Origin of the sequence: Pseudokineococcus sp. 5B2Z-1 (genome assembly GCF_037482305.1) — a bacterium.
GTDB lineage: Bacteria > Actinomycetota > Actinomycetes > Actinomycetales > Quadrisphaeraceae > Pseudokineococcus.
In genome coordinates, this window is record NZ_JBBHZG010000005.1 from 178,464 (window position 1) to 193,750 (window position 15,287).

14 protein-coding genes and 4 tRNA genes are annotated in these 15,287 nt (G+C 78.5%); 4 read left to right on the plus strand and 14 right to left on the minus strand.

Annotation, left to right across the window (positions count from 1 at the left end; all coding sequences use genetic code 11):
- Positions 1-27: 27 nt before the first annotated feature.
- The 11 genes from WDV85_RS13785 to WDV85_RS13835 form a co-directional block, all read right to left on the minus strand.
- Positions 28-1,329: a hypothetical protein gene (locus WDV85_RS13785; RefSeq protein ID WP_339571174.1), complete on the minus strand. Its 1,302-nt coding sequence runs from the start codon at positions 1,327-1,329 to the stop codon at positions 28-30.
- Positions 1,330-1,520: 191 nt separating this feature from the next.
- Positions 1,521-2,477, minus strand: coding sequence for a pyridoxal 5'-phosphate synthase lyase subunit PdxS (gene pdxS, locus WDV85_RS13790; RefSeq protein ID WP_339571175.1), 957 nt, complete (start codon positions 2,475-2,477; stop codon positions 1,521-1,523).
- 200 nt (positions 2,478-2,677) lie between these two features.
- Positions 2,678-3,361 (minus strand): hypothetical protein, encoded by a 684-nt coding sequence (locus tag WDV85_RS13795; RefSeq protein WP_339571176.1) that lies wholly within the window; start codon positions 3,359-3,361, stop codon positions 2,678-2,680.
- Positions 3,362-3,372: 11 nt separating this feature from the next.
- Positions 3,373-4,566, minus strand: a complete 1,194-nt coding sequence (locus WDV85_RS13800) for a glycosyltransferase family 4 protein (protein WP_339571177.1) — start codon at positions 4,564-4,566, stop codon at positions 3,373-3,375.
- On the minus strand, positions 4,563-5,540 hold the full coding sequence (locus WDV85_RS13805) for a phosphatidylinositol mannoside acyltransferase (protein ID WP_339571178.1): 978 nt from the start codon (positions 5,538-5,540) through the stop codon (positions 4,563-4,565). Before WDV85_RS13805 ends, WDV85_RS13800 begins: the two co-directional genes overlap by 4 nt.
- Complete coding sequence (gene pgsA / locus WDV85_RS13810) at positions 5,537-6,160, minus strand: phosphatidylinositol phosphate synthase (RefSeq protein ID WP_339571179.1); 624 nt, start codon at positions 6,158-6,160, stop codon at positions 5,537-5,539. Before pgsA ends, WDV85_RS13805 begins: the two co-directional genes overlap by 4 nt.
- A gap of 106 nt (positions 6,161-6,266) precedes the next feature.
- Complete coding sequence (locus WDV85_RS13815) at positions 6,267-6,881, minus strand: HIT family protein (protein ID WP_339571180.1); 615 nt, start codon at positions 6,879-6,881, stop codon at positions 6,267-6,269.
- Positions 6,878-8,863, minus strand: coding sequence for a threonine--tRNA ligase (gene thrS, locus WDV85_RS13820; protein WP_445263336.1), 1,986 nt, complete (start codon positions 8,861-8,863; stop codon positions 6,878-6,880). The genes WDV85_RS13815 and thrS overlap by 4 nt, the downstream gene beginning before the upstream one ends.
- A gap of 236 nt (positions 8,864-9,099) precedes the next feature.
- Positions 9,100-9,783: an MOSC N-terminal beta barrel domain-containing protein gene (locus WDV85_RS13825; RefSeq protein WP_339571182.1), complete on the minus strand. Its 684-nt coding sequence runs from the start codon at positions 9,781-9,783 to the stop codon at positions 9,100-9,102.
- An 81-nt stretch (positions 9,784-9,864) separates the two neighbouring features.
- Positions 9,865-9,939: transfer RNA gene (locus WDV85_RS13830), tRNA-Val, on the minus strand.
- Between the two features lie 72 nt (positions 9,940-10,011).
- Positions 10,012-10,686, minus strand: coding sequence for a PGPGW domain-containing protein (locus WDV85_RS13835; protein WP_339571183.1), 675 nt, complete (start codon positions 10,684-10,686; stop codon positions 10,012-10,014).
- A 225-nt stretch (positions 10,687-10,911) separates the two neighbouring features.
- Here WDV85_RS13835 and WDV85_RS13840 point away from each other — a divergent pair, with 225 nt between their 5' ends.
- Positions 10,912-11,358 (plus strand): SsgA family sporulation/cell division regulator, encoded by a 447-nt coding sequence (locus WDV85_RS13840; protein ID WP_339571184.1) that lies wholly within the window; start codon positions 10,912-10,914, stop codon positions 11,356-11,358.
- Between the two features lie 122 nt (positions 11,359-11,480).
- Here WDV85_RS13840 and WDV85_RS13845 read toward each other — a convergent pair whose 3' ends face one another.
- Both WDV85_RS13845 and WDV85_RS13850 read right to left on the minus strand, forming a co-directional pair.
- Positions 11,481-12,377 carry an aminotransferase class IV gene (locus tag WDV85_RS13845; RefSeq protein WP_445263337.1) on the minus strand — a complete coding sequence of 299 codons (897 nt, stop codon included), beginning with the start codon at positions 12,375-12,377 and terminating at the stop codon, positions 11,481-11,483.
- A gap of 107 nt (positions 12,378-12,484) precedes the next feature.
- Positions 12,485-13,672, minus strand: coding sequence for a chorismate-binding protein (locus WDV85_RS13850; protein WP_339571186.1), 1,188 nt, complete (start codon positions 13,670-13,672; stop codon positions 12,485-12,487).
- Between the two features lie 59 nt (positions 13,673-13,731).
- Here WDV85_RS13850 and WDV85_RS13855 point away from each other — a divergent pair.
- The 3 genes from WDV85_RS13855 to WDV85_RS13865 all read left to right on the plus strand — a co-directional run bounded on the left by WDV85_RS13855 (position 13,732) and on the right by WDV85_RS13865 (position 14,021).
- Positions 13,732-13,804 (plus strand) — tRNA-Gly (locus WDV85_RS13855).
- Positions 13,805-13,831: 27 nt separating this feature from the next.
- Positions 13,832-13,902, plus strand: a tRNA-Cys gene (locus tag WDV85_RS13860).
- 44 nt (positions 13,903-13,946) lie between these two features.
- A tRNA-Val gene (locus tag WDV85_RS13865) sits at positions 13,947-14,021 on the plus strand.
- A 125-nt stretch (positions 14,022-14,146) separates the two neighbouring features.
- On the opposite strand, the gene WDV85_RS13870 is transcribed toward WDV85_RS13865, so the two are convergent.
- Positions 14,147-15,106, minus strand: coding sequence for a YihY/virulence factor BrkB family protein (locus tag WDV85_RS13870; RefSeq protein ID WP_339571187.1), 960 nt, complete (start codon positions 15,104-15,106; stop codon positions 14,147-14,149).
- Positions 15,107-15,287: the final 181 nt, after the last annotated feature.

Here is a 15,287-nt window from a genome sequence, read left to right on the forward strand (position 1 = left end):
GCGCCGGCGCCCGCCGACGAGCCGGTGTCAGGCGCGCCCACGGCGTCCCGTGCGGATCGCTGCGGCCCCGCCGACGGCGGCGACGGCGACCAGGCCGGCGCCGACGGCCACGAGGCCACCGTCCACCCCGCCGCCCTCGACGCCCGTGTTGGAGCGCAGGCCCGGGTTCTGGCGCGCGGGCGCTGCGGGAGCCGGCGCGGGGGCCGTGACGGTCACCGTCGGCGTGGGCGCGGGAGCGGGCGCGGGGGCCGCCGCCAGCTCGAGCCCGCCCAGGGCGACGACGCCGACCGCGTCGTCGCCGGTGGGCGGGAAGAGCACCATGAGGTAGCTGCCCGGGTCGAGGTCCTCCGACGGCTTGACGACGGCGGTCGAGCCTCCCGCCCCGGCGGTGTCCTCCCCGTCCTCGACGTCGAGCACCGTCGCGCCCTCGAGCACACCGGCCGGGTCGCCGTCCGTGCCGCTGCCGATCTCGGCGAGCGTCCGGGCGAGGCCGGCCTCCCCGGCCGAGGCGGCCCCCTCGACGCTCGCGGCGCCCAGCGCGGCGAAGGAGTCGGAGAAGGACTCCAGCACGAGGTCCACCCCCTCCTCGTCCTCGGTCGCCAACGGCACGAGGAAGCCGTCGAGCCCGTCGAGGTCCTCGACTCCCAGGTCGCGCAAGCTCGACTCCTCCGGGAGGACGACCTCGAACGGCACCCCGACCTGCGCGGCGACCGGCTCGTCGACGGAGGCGACGGCGTCGAGGTAGCTCGCGTCCACCTCGGCGGGCACCTGCACGAGCTCGGCGGCCTCGTCGGTCGGGGCGAGGTCGAGCGGCACGACGACCTCGAGGGAGGGCGCCTCGGGGAACTCGAGGACCTCGAGGCCGTCGACGAGCAGGTAGACGTCGTCGACGACCGCGCCCTCCTCGTCGACGAGCGCGGGGTCGTCGACCGGGAGCTCGACGGTCAGCAGCGGCTCCTCCACGGCGACCTGGAGGTCCGACGCGAGGGCGATCGCCCGGTCGCGGGGGTCCTCGCCCGAGTCGTAGGCCTCCTCGAAGTCGTCCGCCGGGACCAGCACCGCCGACAGCTCGCCGTGGTCGACGGCCAGGGCGGGCAGCTGCACCTCGACGGTGCCGTCCGTCATGTCGACCGGCGTGGCCTCGAGCTCGTCGGCCTGGTCCGCGTCCAGCGGGAAGCCGAACGCCGAGAAGACCACGTCCTGCCCGGGGTCGAGGACGAAGGAGGACGTCGCCGCCGTCGCGCTGGGCGCGGCGAGGGCGAGGGCGGTGGTCGCGGCCAGGGCGCCGAGCCCGGTGGCGGCGGCTCGGCGGGTGGTCGTGCGCGGCATGGAGGCCCCTTCGGGGGTCGAGGCGGGCGCATGGCGGCCCGCGGCGTCGAGAACCTATCGGCCGCGCACCGTCCGGACCGGAGACTTCCGACATCTCGGTGCGGTCACGCACGACGCCCCGCCCACCCGCAGGTGGACGGGGCGTCGGGGTCGTGGGCGGCGGGTGGCCGGCCCGGGGGCCGGCCGCCGCCTCACCAGCCGCGCGAGGCCAGGCGGTGCGGCTCGGGGATGGCGTCGACGTTGAGGCCGACCATCGCGTCGCCGAGGCCGCGGGAGACCTTCGCGACGACGTCGGGGTCGTCGTGGAAGGTGGTCGCCCTGACGATGGCCGCGGCCCGGTCGGCCGGGTTGCCCGACTTGAAGATGCCGGAGCCGACGAAGACGCCCTCGGCGCCGAGCTGCATCATCATCGCGGCGTCGGCGGGCGTGGCGATGCCCCCCGCGGTGAAGAGGACGACGGGCAGCTTCCCGGCCGCCGCGACCTCGGCGACGAGCTCGTACGGCGCCTGCAGCTCCTTGGCGGCGACGTAGAGCTCGTCGCTGCTCATCGACGTGAGGCGGGCGATCTCGCCGCGGATGGTGCGGATGTGGCCCGTGGCGTTCGAGACGTCGCCGGTGCCCGCCTCGCCCTTGGAGCGGATCATCGCCGCGCCCTCGGTGATGCGCCGCAGGGCCTCGCCGAGGTTCGTCGCGCCGCAGACGAAGGGCACCGTGAAGCGCCACTTGTCGATGTGGTGGACGTAGTCGGCGGGGGTGAGGACCTCGGACTCGTCGACGTAGTCCACGCCGAGGCTCTGCAGCACCTGCGCCTCGACGAAGTGGCCGATGCGCGCCTTCGCCATGACGGGGATCGAGACGGCGTCGACGATGCCCTGGACGAGGTCGGGGTCGCTCATGCGGGCCACCCCGCCCTGGGCGCGGATGTCCGCGGGGACGCGCTCGAGGGCCATGACGGCGACGGCGCCGGCGTCCTCGGCGATCTTCGCCTGCTCGGCCGTGACGACGTCCATGATGACGCCGCCCTTGAGCATCTCGGCCATGCCGCGCTTGACCCGGGCGGTGCCGCGGGCCGCGCTGTCGCGGGCGCTCTCCCCCGGCCCGGTGGGCGGCTGGGCGGCGGCGGGCTGGGTCGTCTCGGGCGTGGGCACCGGTACCTCGCAGGTCTACGGACGGGTGGGGGCGTCGCGTCGGGCGGGGGCCGCTCGACCGCGGGCGGGCGCGGCGGCGGGCGCCGCCTCACCGCGTCCTCATGGTAGGCCCGGGGCCGCCCTCCCCCGTCGCCGGGCGCGCTGCCCCGGACGCGGCCCGGGACGAGGGCGGAGGGGCGTCGCGCGGGGCGCCACCGGGCTCAGGGCAGCAGGCCCGGGGGCGGCTCGTCGTCGACCTCGAAGGTGCGCGGCTCCGGCGCGCGCCCGGCGAGGCGGCCCCACCGCACGAGCCGGCTGCGCCGGCGGCGCCGCACCTGCACCTGCGCCTCGTTGGAGAACCGCCGGGCCAGGCGCAGCCGGCGGCACTCCGCGGCCAGGTCCTCGAGCAGGGGGGCTGCGGAGGGGTCCCGGCCCAGGGGCCCGAGCACCTCGGGCGGCAGGGCGGCCCGCAGCGCGGCCGACAGGTCGCTCTCGGCCCGCTCGCGCTCGGCGGTCAGCCGTCCCGGCCCCGTGGCCGCGTCCGCGCCCGACCACCCCTCGCCGAGCCGGCCCGCGTCCCGCCGCCCTCCCTCGGCGCTCGACGCCGCGGCCTCCTCGGCCTCCTCCCCCTCCCCGAGGGCGTCGGCGGCGGCCACGGCGAGCAGCACCGACGACGCCGGGTCGAGCAGGCCGCTGCGCGCCAGCCGGTCGGCGGCCGCGGCGCGGCGCACGAGCTGCTCCACGAGGGCCGCCCGGGCGCCGTCGGCGCGCCGGTGGAGGCGGTCCAGGCGCCGGGCCGCCGTGCTGAGCAGCAGCGCCGCCAGGGCCAGACCGAGGACGACCAGGGGCACCAGCACGAGGACGCGGACGTCGACGAGCACCCCCGCCGGGCCCGCCGCGGCCACGAGCGCGCCCCTCACCGCCAGCCCCCCCGGCGGGTCGGCGGGACGGGCGCGCGGGCCTCCGCGCGGCTGCCCCGCAGCACCGTCTCGTAGACGGCGACGAGCTCGTCGGCGACGACCGCCCAGTCGTAGCGGCGCACCGCCGCCGCGGCCGCCGCGCGGCGGGCCGCGGTCGCCGCGGGGTCGTCCAGGACGCCCGCGACGGCGGCCGCCAGCGCGTCGGCGTCACCGACGGCGAAGAGCGTCCCGAGCTCCCCCTGCCCGAGCACGCGCCGGAAGGCCGGCAGGGCGCTGGCCACGACCGGCGCGCCGGCCGCCATGGCCTCGACGAGGACGATGCCGAAGCTCTCCCCGCCCGTCTGCGGGGCGACGTAGGCGTCGACCGAGGCGAGCAGCGACCGCTTGCCCTCCTCGCTCACGGGGCCGAGGAGCTCGAGCGCGGCGGCGTCCTCGGCGGGCAGCCGCCGCAGCGCCCCGCCGTCCCCGGACCCGGCCACGAGCACGCGCACGCCGGGGTGGGCGGCGCGCAGGCGCGGCAGGGCGGCGGCCAGCACCGCCAAGCCCTTGCGCGGCTCGTCGAGGCGGCCGAGGAAGCCGAGCACCGGGGGCCTCCCCGCCCGCGCCCCCAGCCACCGCGGGTCCGGCGCCGCGCCGGCGAAGTCGTCCACCCGCACGCCGTTGGGGACGACGACGGCGTCGCCGCCGAGGTGCTCGACGACGGTCCGGCGCGCGTCCTCGCTCACCGCCACGCGCGCGGAGATGCGCTCGAAGCCCGGCCGCAGCAGCGGCTGGGCCGCCCGCATGGCGCGCGAGCGCTCGAGCGCGCTGTGGAAGGTCGCGACGACGGGCACCTCGGCGGCGAGGAGGGCGAGCAGGCCCAGGCTCGGCGACGCCGGCTCGTGGACGTGGACGAGGTCCCAGCGCCCGCCGGCCAGCCACCGGCGCACGCGGGCGGCCGTGACGGGTCCGAAGGACAGGCGCGCGACCGACCCGTTGAAGGGGACGGCGACGACGCGGCCCGCGAGCTCGAGGCCCGGCTCCCCCGGCTCGTCGTCGTCGCGCGACGCGGCGGGTCCCCGCTCCCCGCCCGGGGCGAGCACGCCCACCTCGTGCCCCAGGCGCCGCAGCTCGCGCGCCTGGTCGCGCACGTGCAGCTGGACGCCGCCCGGCACGTCGAGGGCGTAGGGGCAGACGACCCCGATCCTCACGACGCGCCTGCGCCCTCGCCCGGGCCCTCGACCGCGCCCGCGCCCGCGCCGGCCGGCGCCCCGGCGGGTCGCGGGAGGAGCACCGGCTGCAGCACGTGCCAGTCCTGCGGGTGGCGCGCGACGGCGGCGCCGAGCACGTCGGCGACGCGCTGGGTGGTGCGGGCCACGCGCTCGGGCCGCGAGCCGTCGGCGACGCGCTCGACCGGGTGCGGCCGTCCGCGCACCACCCAGCCCCCGGGCACGGAGGGGTCGCGGTCGTACCAGGCCTCGAGGGCGAACAGCGGGGCGCCCGCCAGGTCGGCGAGGGCCGCCGCGCCCGAGGCCACGCGCGCGCGCCCGCCGAGCAGGTCGACCTCCACGGCCGCGCCCCCGAGGTCGCGGTCGACGAGCAGGGGCACGAAGCCCCCCGCCCGCACGCGGCGCACCAGGGCGGGCAGCGGGGGGGCGCCGCCGCTCAGCGGCAGGGCCTCCACCCCGAGGGCGGTGCGGACCCGGCCGAAGGCCGCGTGCAGGTCGTCGTCGGCCAGCCGTTCCGCGACCGTCGTCACCGGCGCCAGCTCCAGCGCCGCGTAGGCGCCCATGACGTCCCAGCTCGCGGAGTGCGACAGCGCGACGACGGCGCCGCGGCCGTCCGCCAGCGCGGCCCGCAGGGCGTCGTCCTCCTCCAGCCGCACCGCCCGGCGGCGCCGGTGCTCGGGCCACCGCTCGAGGCGGAAGAGGTCGACCCAGTACCGGGCGTAGGAGCGCAGCGCCGCCCGCAGCAGCCCTCGTGCCGCCCGGGGCGGGCGCCCCGGGTCGGTCAGCGCCAGGTTGGCCCGCAGCTGCCGCACGCCGGCGAGGGCCCGGGCGCCGCGCACGCCCGGCGTCACGGCGAGCAGCCACACCGCGTCGGCGGCGAGGCCGCCGGCGGTGCGCGCCACGGGCTCCGGCAGGACCGCGACGGCGCGCCACACGACGAGCAGGGGCGCGCTCACGGGGTGCGGCGGGCGAGCGCGGACGCCTGGCGGCGCACGGTCGCCACGCGCTGGCCGACGGTCACGGCGCTCAGCACCGCGAGGACGGCCAGCACGACGACGAGCAGGAGCGTCGGCGCGCCGAGGCCGACGAAGAACGTCGCGGCGAGCACGGCGACGAGCCGGTCGGCGCGGGCGGCGATGCCCACGTCGGCGGTCATGCCCAGGCCCTCCGCGCGGGCCTTGGCGTAGGAGACGACCGAGCCGAGCACGAGGCAGACGAGCGCCAGCACCCCGGCGGCGGGGCTCGCCCCGTGGCCGAGGGACCACAGCGCCACGCCGAGGAAGATGGCGGCGTCGCCGACGCGGTCGAGGGTGGAGTCGAGGAAGGCGCCCCAGGGCCCCGAGCGGCCCGTCATGCGCGCCATGACGCCGTCGAGGGTGTCGGACAGGACGAAGGCCGTGATGACGAGGGGGCCGACGACGAGGTGGCCCGCCGGCAGGAGCAGCAGCGCGGCGAGCACGACGCCCAGGGTCCCCAGCACCGTGACGACGTCCGGGCTCACGCCGCGGCGCACGAGGGCGCGCGCCACCGGGGTGAAGACGGCGGCCATCACGGCGCGGGCGTAGCGGCTGAGCATGGTCAGGGAACCCTAGCCATGCGCACCACCGGCGTCGGACCGCCGCGCGGGGCGCTCGGGACCGTGCTGGGGCCCGGCGTGGTCAGGTCGGGCGTGGTCGGCGGGCTCAGGGCCGGGCGCGGTCGGGCGCCGGCCAGGCGGCCGCCAGCTTGGCCCGCGTGTCGCCCAGCAGCTCGGGCACGGCCTTGGTGCGGCCGACGACCGGCAAGAAGTTGGCGTCCCCGCCCCACCGCGGGACGACGTGCTGGTGGAGGTGCCCGGCGATGCCGGCCCCCGCCACGGCGCCCTGGTTGACGCCGAGGTTGAAGCCGTGGGGCGCGCTGACCTCGGCGAGCACGCGCAGCGCGGTGCGCGTCATCCGGGCGACCTCGACGGTCTCGGACTCCGTGAGGTCGACGTAGGCGGCCACGTGCCGGTAGGGGCAGACCATGAGGTGCCCGGGGTTGTACGGGTAGAGGTTGAGGACGGCGAAGCACTCCTCGCCGCGGGCCACGACCAGCCCGTCGGCGTCCTCCCCCTCGCGCGCCCGGCAGAAGGGGCACTGCGGCCCCTCCTGCTCGTCAGCGGGCTTGTCCACCCCGCCGATGTAGGCCATCCGGTGCGGGGTCCAGAGGCGCTCGAAGCCGTCGGCCTCGCCCGCGTACCACCCGGCGGGGTCGACCTGGGGCCCGGCGTCCCCCGGGTCACCGCCGGACGCGCCCGCCCCGGCCGGGGCGCTCACACCTGCGCCTTGGCGCGCACGGCGTCGACGACGCGCGCCACCGCCTCGTCGACGGGCACGCCGTTGTCCTGGCTCCCGTCACGGAAGCGGAAGCTCACGGCGCCCTTCTCGACGTCCTCGGCGCCGGCGATGAGCAGGAAGGGCACCTTCTGCTTCGTGTGGGTGCGGATCTTCTTCTGCATCCGGTCGTCGGAGTCGTCGACCTCGACCCGCACCCCCTGCGCGCGCAGGCGCGCGGCGACGTCGTGCAGGTGCGGCGCGAAGTCCCCGGCGACGGGGATCCCGACCACCTGCACGGGCGCGAGCCACGGCGGGAAGGCCCCGGCGTAGTGCTCGAGCAGCACGCCGAAGAAGCGCTCGATGGAGCCGAAGAGCGCCCGGTGGATCATGACGGGCCGCCGGCGCGAGCCGTCGGCCGCCTGGTACTCGAGCCCGAAGCGCTCGGGCAGCTGGAAGTCCACCTGGATGGTCGACAGCTGCCACGTGCGGCCGATGGCGTCGCGCGCCTGGACGGAGATCTTCGGGCCGTAGAACGCCGCGCCCCCCGGGTCGGGCACGAGCTCGAGGCCGGAGGCGCCGGCGGCGTGGCGCAGCGCCTCGGTGGCCTCCTCCCAGTCCGCGTCGCTGCCGATCGACTTGTCCGGGTTGCGCGTCGACAGCTCGAGGTAGAAGTCGTCGAGCCCGTAGTCGCGCAGCAACCCGAGCACGAAGTCGAGCAGGCTGACGAGCTCGCCGGCCATCTGCTCGCGGGTGCAGTAGATGTGCGCGTCGTCCTGCGTCATGCCGCGCACGCGGGTGAGGCCGTGGACGACGCCCGACTTCTCGTAGCGGTAGACCGACCCGAACTCGAAGAGCCGCAGCGGCAGCTCGCGGTAGGAGCGCCCCCGGCTGCGGAAGACGAGGTTGTGGAACGGGCAGTTCATCGGCTTGAGGTAGTAGTCCTGCCCCTGCCGGCGCAGCGTCCCGTCGGCGTCGCGCACCTCGTCGAGGTGCATCGCCGGGAACATGCCGTCCGCGTACCAGTCGAGGTGCCCGGAGGTCTCGAACAGGTCCTTCTTCGTGATGTGCGGGGTGTTGACGAAGGAGTAGCCCGACTCCTCGTGGCGGCGCCGCGAGTAGTCCTCCATCTCCCGGCGCACGACCCCGCCCCGGGGGTGGAAGACGGCGAGGCCGGAGCCGATCTCGTCGGGGAAGGAGAAGAGGTCGAGCTCGCTGCCGAGCCGGCGGTGGTCGCGGCGCTCCGCCTCGGCGAGCCGCTCGACGTAGGCGGTGAGGCCCTCCTTCGTCGCCCACGCGGTGCCGTAGACGCGCTGCAGCTGGGCGTTGGCCTGGTCGCCCCGCCAGTAGGCGGCGGCGGAGCGCGTGAGCGCGAAGGCGTTCCCCAGCGCCTTCGTCGAGGGCGCGTGCGGGCCCCGGCACAGGTCGCGCCACGCCACGGAGCCGTCGCGACGGACGTTCTCGTAGACCGTCAGCTCGCCGCCGCCGACCTCCACGGAGGCGCCCTCGGCGACCTCCTCGCCGCCGCCCGGGCCCTTGAGCCCGATGAGCTCGAGCTTGTACGGCTCGTCGGCGAGCTCGGCGCGCGCCTCGTCCTCGGTGACGACGCGGCGGCGGAAGCGCTGCCCCTCCTTGACGATGCGGCCCATGGCCTTCTGCAGGGCCTGCAGGTCCTCGGGCGTGAAGGGGACCTCGACGTCGAAGTCGTAGTAGAAGCCGTCGGTGACGGGCGGCCCGATGCCGAGCCGGGCGTCGGGCCGCGCCGCCTGGACGGCCTGGGCCAGGACGTGGGCGGCCGAGTGCCGCAGCACGGCCAGCCCGTCGGGCGAGCCCGCCGTCACGGCCTCGACGACGTCGCCCTCGGCGACCTCGGCGTCGAGGTCGCGCAGCTCGCCGCCGACCCGGGCGACGACGACGGCCTCGTCGCCGCGCGCCCCGCGGTGGTCGTCCTCGAGGACCTGCCACGCCGTCGCGCCCCGCGGCACCCGGCGCTCCGCGCGGCCGGTCCCGGTCTCGACGAGGACGGTGACGAGCGGCTCGTCGGGGGCGGTGGTCTCGGGGCTCTGCGTCACGGCCGCGATGCTATCGACGCCGCCACCGGCCCCGTCGTCCCCGAGTCCTCGTCCCCGCGCCCCTCGTCCCCGGGCCCCCTCGCCCCGGGCCCCCTCGTCCCCGGGCCCCCTCGCCCCGGGCCCCCTCGCCCCGGGCTTCGCCGTCCGGGTCAGGCGGTCGTGGTCGCGCCGCCCCCGAGCCGGCGGACGACGTCGCCGACGGCGACCTCCCCCGCGACGAGGACGTCGGCGTAGACGCCCAGGCAGCGCCTCGGGGTGCGGGTGACGACGAGGCGCGCCCCGCCCACGGCGAGGACGTCGCCGACCCAGCCGCGCTCCGCGCCGGGGCCGGCGCCGAGGTCGAGGTCGAGCACGACGTTGGCGCGGGGGGCGGGGTCGCACCCCTCGGCCCCCGGGCCGGCCTCCGCGCCGACGCTCACGAGGTGGACGGGGGCCACCGCCGCGCCGCCCGGGGCCGCGCCGTGGTCGTCGGCGGGCGCCGTGCCGGCGCCGGGGACCCCGGTGGCCGCGGCCAGGCCCGCCGCGTCGAGGCGGCGCCCCTCCGCGTCGCGCACGACGAGGCGGTCGCCCTCCAGCGCCGCCACCAGGCCGGCCAGCGCGGGCGCGTCCCGCCCCCGCAGGGCCCGCCCGTCGCCGTCGACCAGCACGTGCCCGCGGTCGCCGGCCAGGCCGGCGCCGGTCACGTCCGCGCGCTCGAGGTCCTCGCCGCGGGCCGAGCGCAGCGGGTAGCGGGCCAGCGCCGCGACGACGCCGACGACGACGCCCGCGTCGTCGTCGGCGTCGACGGCGGGGACGTCACCGCCGGGGGGCCGGGGACCCGTCGCTGCCGCCACGCGCACCTCCTCGCGACCGCACCGGGCCGCACCGCCGGGACGACGACGGCCGGCTCCCCGCAGGGAACCGGCCGTCGTGGGTGGTGGGCGATACTGGGATCGAACCAGTGACCCCCTCGGTGTGAACGAGGTGCTCTACCGCTGAGCCAATCGCCCGTGACCCCGCTGCTGCGGCGTCGGTCGGCAACAGTACCCGATGCGCCCGTGCGGCTCGACCCGCCGGGCCGCTCAGCCCGTCCGCTCGACGCCGGGGAGGCGGTCGAGGTGGAGCGCCAGCCCGTCGGGCACCCACGCCGGGACGCCGAGGACGACGGCGAGCCCGAGCGCCACGGCGACGACGACGAAGGCCACGGCCGCGGCCGACCCCAGGAGCCGGGTCCACAGGGGCAGGGCCGCGGACCACTCGGCGAAGCGGTGCGCGGCGACGCGGGCGCGCACCAGGAGGCGGCGGGCCCAGGAGAACTCGGTGGACAGCACCGCCAGGGCGAGGAGGAACAGGGGGATGCCGCCGGGACCGGGCAGCCAGCTGAGGAGCGCCCACGCGACGAGCAGCAGCCCCCCGACGACCGCGACCCCGACCCGGTACACGCGGTAGACCCGGGGACGCCGGCGCAGGCGCGCCCGCCAGCGCCACCGCGCCAGCGCCGCCTCCTCGGGCGCGCCCGGCTCGTCGGGCGGGCCGGTGGCCGAGGGCGGCGCGCCCTGCGCCGTCTCCCCCGGCGCGCCGGCCGAGGGGCCCGTCGCCCCCGGGGCGGCGCGGGGGCGCACCGCGAAGGGCGCGGGGCCGTCTGCCCCGTCGGCGCTGCGGGGCGGGCCCCCTCCGGAGGCCCCGGGCGCGGCGTCGACGTCGCCGCCGGCGGGCTCGCTCGAGCCCGGCTCGGCGTGGCGCGGACCGCTGGCCATGCCCCGAGGGTAGGCGAGGCCGCGGGCCCGGCGGGGCGTCGTCCGGGCGGGGACGCCCTGCTCGGCACGGCCGGTGACGGCCTTGAGCGACCGGGTGGCACCACTGCTCCGTCCGGGGCATGCGCGCGCCACGGGTTTAGCCGGAGCCCCCTCGGGGCACATGCTCGTCAGACCGGACGGCCGCTCGGGCCGCCCCGCACCGCAGAGCCACCGCAGGAGGCCCGCATGTCCCCCGTCACGCCCCGCAGCTCCGGCCGCCCCGCGGACGTCGAGTCGCCGGTCGACCTCCGCCTCGTCTCGCCCGACGGCGACGCCGTCGCGCTGCCCGTGGTCCTGCGCTACAGCGCCGACGACCCGTTCGCGGTGACGGTCGCCTTCGGCTCGGGCGGCGAGCCCGGCTCCGACGTCCAGTGGGTCTTCGCCCGCGAGCTCCTGCTCGCCGGCCTCGAGGCGCCCAGCGGCGACGGGGACGTGCGCGTGTGGCCCGCCGCCGACGGCCGGCCCGACACCACGTGCGTGGCGCTGAGCTCCCCCGACGGCCGGGCCCTCCTCGAGGCCGCCACCAGCGACCTCCGGGCGTTCGTGGCGCGCACCCTGGCCGCCGTGCCGCGGGGCGGCGAGTCCCGCTGCATGGACCTCGACGCCGAGATCGGCCACCTGCTCACGGCCTGAGGCCCCGGCGGCGGGTCCCCTCCGAGCGGGGGCCCGCCACCCCGTCGCGCACGAAGGCCCCGCCGGTCCGCCGGCGGGGCCTTCGTGCGTCCGGGACGGGACGGACCGCCGGGCGACGGCCCTCAGGACGGGTCGACGTCCTCGGCGGCCCGGCGCGCGAAGAGCTCCGCCGCGCGCGCCGGCAGCCCGTCCGTCGCCAGCGGGCGCCCGTCGAGCGCCGTCTGCACCTGCACGTCGCGCAGCGACGAGGTGAGCAGCACGGCGGCCGCGTCCTCGAGCGCCTCCACCGGGATCGCGCGCTCGACGAGCGGGAGCCCCTCCTCCGACGCCCAGCGCAGCAGCAGGGCCCGGGTCACGCCGGCCAGGCACCCCGAGGACAGCGGCGGCGTCACGAGCTCGGGCGCCGGCGCACCGCGGTCGTCGCGCAGCTGGACGACGACGTTGCTGCCCGTGCCCTCGCACAGCTCGCCGCGCGTGTTGGCGAGGAGCGCCTCGCCGGCGCCCGCGGCGAGCGCCCGCCGCAGGGCCACGACGTTCTCGGCGTAGGACGTCGTCTTCAGCCCGGCCGTGGCGGCCCGCTCGTTGCGCGTCCACGGGACGAGCACGACGGACGGCGCCGCCGCGGGCGCCGGGGCGGGCGCGGCGGCCACGACGAGGGTCGAGCCGCCGTGCCGCTCGGACCCCAGCGGCCCCGGCCCGCTCGTCCAGGTGACGCGCAGCCGCCCGCGGCCGAGCGGGCGCTCGGCGAGGACGGCGCCCACGGCCTCGCGCACGCGCGCCGGGTCCGGGGCCGGCAGGCCCAGCCCCGCGGCGGAGCGGGCGAGGCGCTCCAGGTGCAGGCCCAGGGCGAAGGGGACGCCGTCCACGACCTTGCACGTCTCGAAGACGCCGTCCCCCGTCGTCATGCCGTGGTCCAGGGCGTCGACGACGGCGCCGCCCCCCGCGTGCAGCCGCCCGTCGACCCAGACGACCGGCGGCCCGGCCGCCGCGGCGGGCGGGGCGGCCGACGGGACCCGCATCCCGTCGACGCCCGCCTCCGCGGCCCCGACGGCGCCACCGGCCCCGGGTGCTCGTCCTGCGCCGCCCACGCGGCCCTCCGCCGGTCCGCCGTCCGCCATGGCGTCGATCATGGTGCGCCGGGGACGCGGGAGGCCAGCCGCAGGAGGCGCGCCGCCTTGAGCTCGGTCTCCTCCCACTCCCCCTGCGGGTCCGAGCCCCACGTGATGCCGGCGCCCGTCCCGAAGCGCAGGACGCCCCCGGAGGCCGCGAAGGTCCGGATGCCGACGGCGAGCTCCGCCGCGCCCCGGCGCGCGTCGACCCACCCGACGCCGCCGCAGTACGGCCCCCGCGGCGCTGCCTCGAGCGCGGCGAGCGCGTCGAGGGCCGCCCGCTTGGGCGCGCCGCTCACCGAGGCGGGCGGGAAGGTCGCCCGCAGGAGGTCGGCCCACGTCGTCCCGGCCCGCAGCCGGCCGCGCACGGTGGAGACGAGGTGGTCCAGCCCGGGGTGGGCCTCCCGCGCCAGCAGGGAGACCACCTCGACCGTCCCGGGCCGGCACACGCGCTGGAGGTCGTTGCGGACGAGGTCGGTGATCATGACGTTCTCGGCGACGTCCTTCGGGCCGAGCGGGCCCCCGGGCGCGGCGGTGCCCTTGATGGGCCCGCTCTCGACGACGTCACCGCGCCGGCGCAGGAAGAGCTCCGGCGACGCGGGCACGACGAAGCCCTCCTCCCCGAGGTCCAGGACGCCGGAGAACGGCGCCGCGTTGCCCTCCCGCAGCCGCGCGGCGAGCGCCCAGGGGTCGGCGCCCGGCGGCAGGGGCGCCTCGAGGAGCCGGCAGAGGTTGGCCTGGTAGACGACGCCGGCGCGGACCAGCTCGCGGACGAGGCCGACGCCGGCCGTGTAGGCGGCGCGGTCCGCGGAGGAGGTCCAGTCCTCGGCGCCCGGGCCGCCCCACGCCCCGCCGTCCGGGGGCGCCGCGGGCCGCACCCGGCCGAAGCGCCACGCGCGGGCCCGGCCGCGGGCGTCGGCGCTGACGGCGCTCGGCTCCCCCACCGGCGCCTCGAAGTCGAGGACGACGAACCACCACCCGTCGCGCTCGAGGGCGCCCGGGTCCTCCGCCAGGTCGACGACCTCCTCGACGTCCGTGGCGAGGAGCCCGCCCCACCAGGCGGCGGGCGGCGCCGGCCGGGCCGGGGGACCCGCCGCGGCGGGTCCGGGGCCCTCGGGCGCCGGCCCGGGCGCCCGCCCGTCGGCGCGGAGTCCGGGCGCCGCGACGGGGCCCGGCGGGGCCGAGTTGGACGAGTCGTTCACCACTCGTCTAGAGTCCAGCACGCACGCCGACGGCGGCCCCCCGGGGCCGGCGGAGGCAGCGTGCGGACGTGGCTCAGCTGGTAGAGCATCACCTTGCCAAGGTGAGGGTCGCGGGTTCGAATCCCGTCGTCCGCTCGGAGGCAGTGCCTCGGCACGCCTCACGGTGGAGTGGCCGAGAGGCGAGGCAACGGCCTGCAAAGCCGTGAACGCGGGTTCGAATCCCGTCTCCACCTCGGTGTCCCGCGGAGGAGACGTCGAGCCGCGGACGACGCACCCCGGGCGATTGGCGCAGCGGTAGCGCGCTTCCCTGACACGGAAGAGGTCACTGGTTCGATCCCAGTATCGCCCACCACCCACGAGAGCCCCGGTCCGACGGACCGGGGCTCTCGTGCGTCCGGGGCTCTCGCTCGCCCGCCCCCCGGCGTCCCGGGTCCGCCTCCTCGTCGGTCGACGCCCCCGGGGGCCCCCGGCCGGCGCTCAGGTGCCCTCGGCCGCCCGCTCGTCGACCGTCATGCCGTCCTCGTCGCGCTGGGGCCGCACGTGCTCGACCGCGGCGTTGAGGCCGGCGCCCACGAGGACGCCGAGCGCCAGCAGGTAGAACCACAGGAGCAGGACGATGGGCGCCGACAGCGGGCCGTAGATGGCGACGCCGCGCCCCGTCCCGACGGTGAGGCCGAGCAGGGCCCGCAGCCCCCACGAGGTCACCACCCACAGGCCGAGCGCCACCGCCGCGCCCGGCAGCGCCCGCCGCCAGGCCAGCCGGACCGGCGTCGCGGCGTGGTACAGCAGGGCGAGCAGCAGCGAGCTCAGCAGGAGCACGACGGGCCAGTACAGGGAGAGGAGCCCCTCGAACGGGTCCGGCAGGAGCCGTTCGATGACCGCGGGGCCGAGCAGCAGCAGGGGCAGCGCGACGGCGCCCGCCCCCAGCCCCAGCACGTAGAGCAGGAGCGAGAGCGCGCGGGCGCGCACGGGGCCGCGCTCCCCGCCCATGCCGTACATGATCGCGACGGTGTCGAGGAGCACGGCCAGGGCGCGCGAGCCCGACCAGAGCGACAGCACGAAGCCGATGGAGATGAGGTCGAAGCGGGGGCCGTCCAGGGCCGCGGTGATGGTCGGGACGATGGTCCCGCCCACGACGTCCTCGGTGAGGAAGGGCGCGAGCTGGGTGCTCAGCACGCGCTCGAGCTGCGCCGTCGTGTCCGCCCCGAGGCGGGAGCCGACGAGCGCGGCCGTGCCCGTGAGCCCCAGGACGAGGGGCGGCAGGGACAGCAGGGCGAAGAAGGCGGCCTCCGCCGCCAGGCCGGTGACCCGCTGGCGCAGCCCGAGCCGCACGGCCTCGACCACGACCGCGGCGACCGCGCCCAGCACGGGGACGCCCCGCAGACGACCGCCGACCTCACGGCCCCGGCGGCGCAGGTCCTCCCCCACCCCGGCCACGCGGCGAGGGTAGGGCGCCGCCCCGGGACCGGCCCAGGTGCGGCCCCCCGGGAGAGGGCCCCGGGAGAGGGCCCCGGGTGGGGCCCCGTGGAGGCGCTCACCGGTCCGCCCCCGCGGTCGCCGGGGGCGGACCGGTGAGCAGCACGGCGCGCGATGCGGTGGGATGGGGTGCCGCGCCGAC

Bases quoted from the DNA above. Each gene is read 5' to 3' on its own strand.
- WDV85_RS13785 (WP_339571174.1), bottom strand. From the start codon at position 1,329: ATGCCGCGCACGACCACCCGCCGAGCCGCCGCCACCGGGCTCGGCGCC.
- pgsA (WP_339571179.1), bottom strand. From the start codon at position 6,160: ATGCTCAGCCGCTACGCCCGCGCCGTGATGGCCGCCGTCTTCACCCCG.
- WDV85_RS13835 (WP_339571183.1), bottom strand. From the start codon at position 10,686: ATGGCCAGCGGTCCGCGCCACGCCGAGCCGGGCTCGAGCGAGCCCGCC.
- WDV85_RS13840 (WP_339571184.1), top strand. From the start codon at position 10,912: ATGTCCCCCGTCACGCCCCGCAGCTCCGGCCGCCCCGCGGACGTCGAG.
- WDV85_RS13845 (WP_445263337.1), bottom strand. From the start codon at position 12,377: ATGCGGGTCCCGTCGGCCGCCCCGCCCGCCGCGGCGGCCGGGCCGCCG.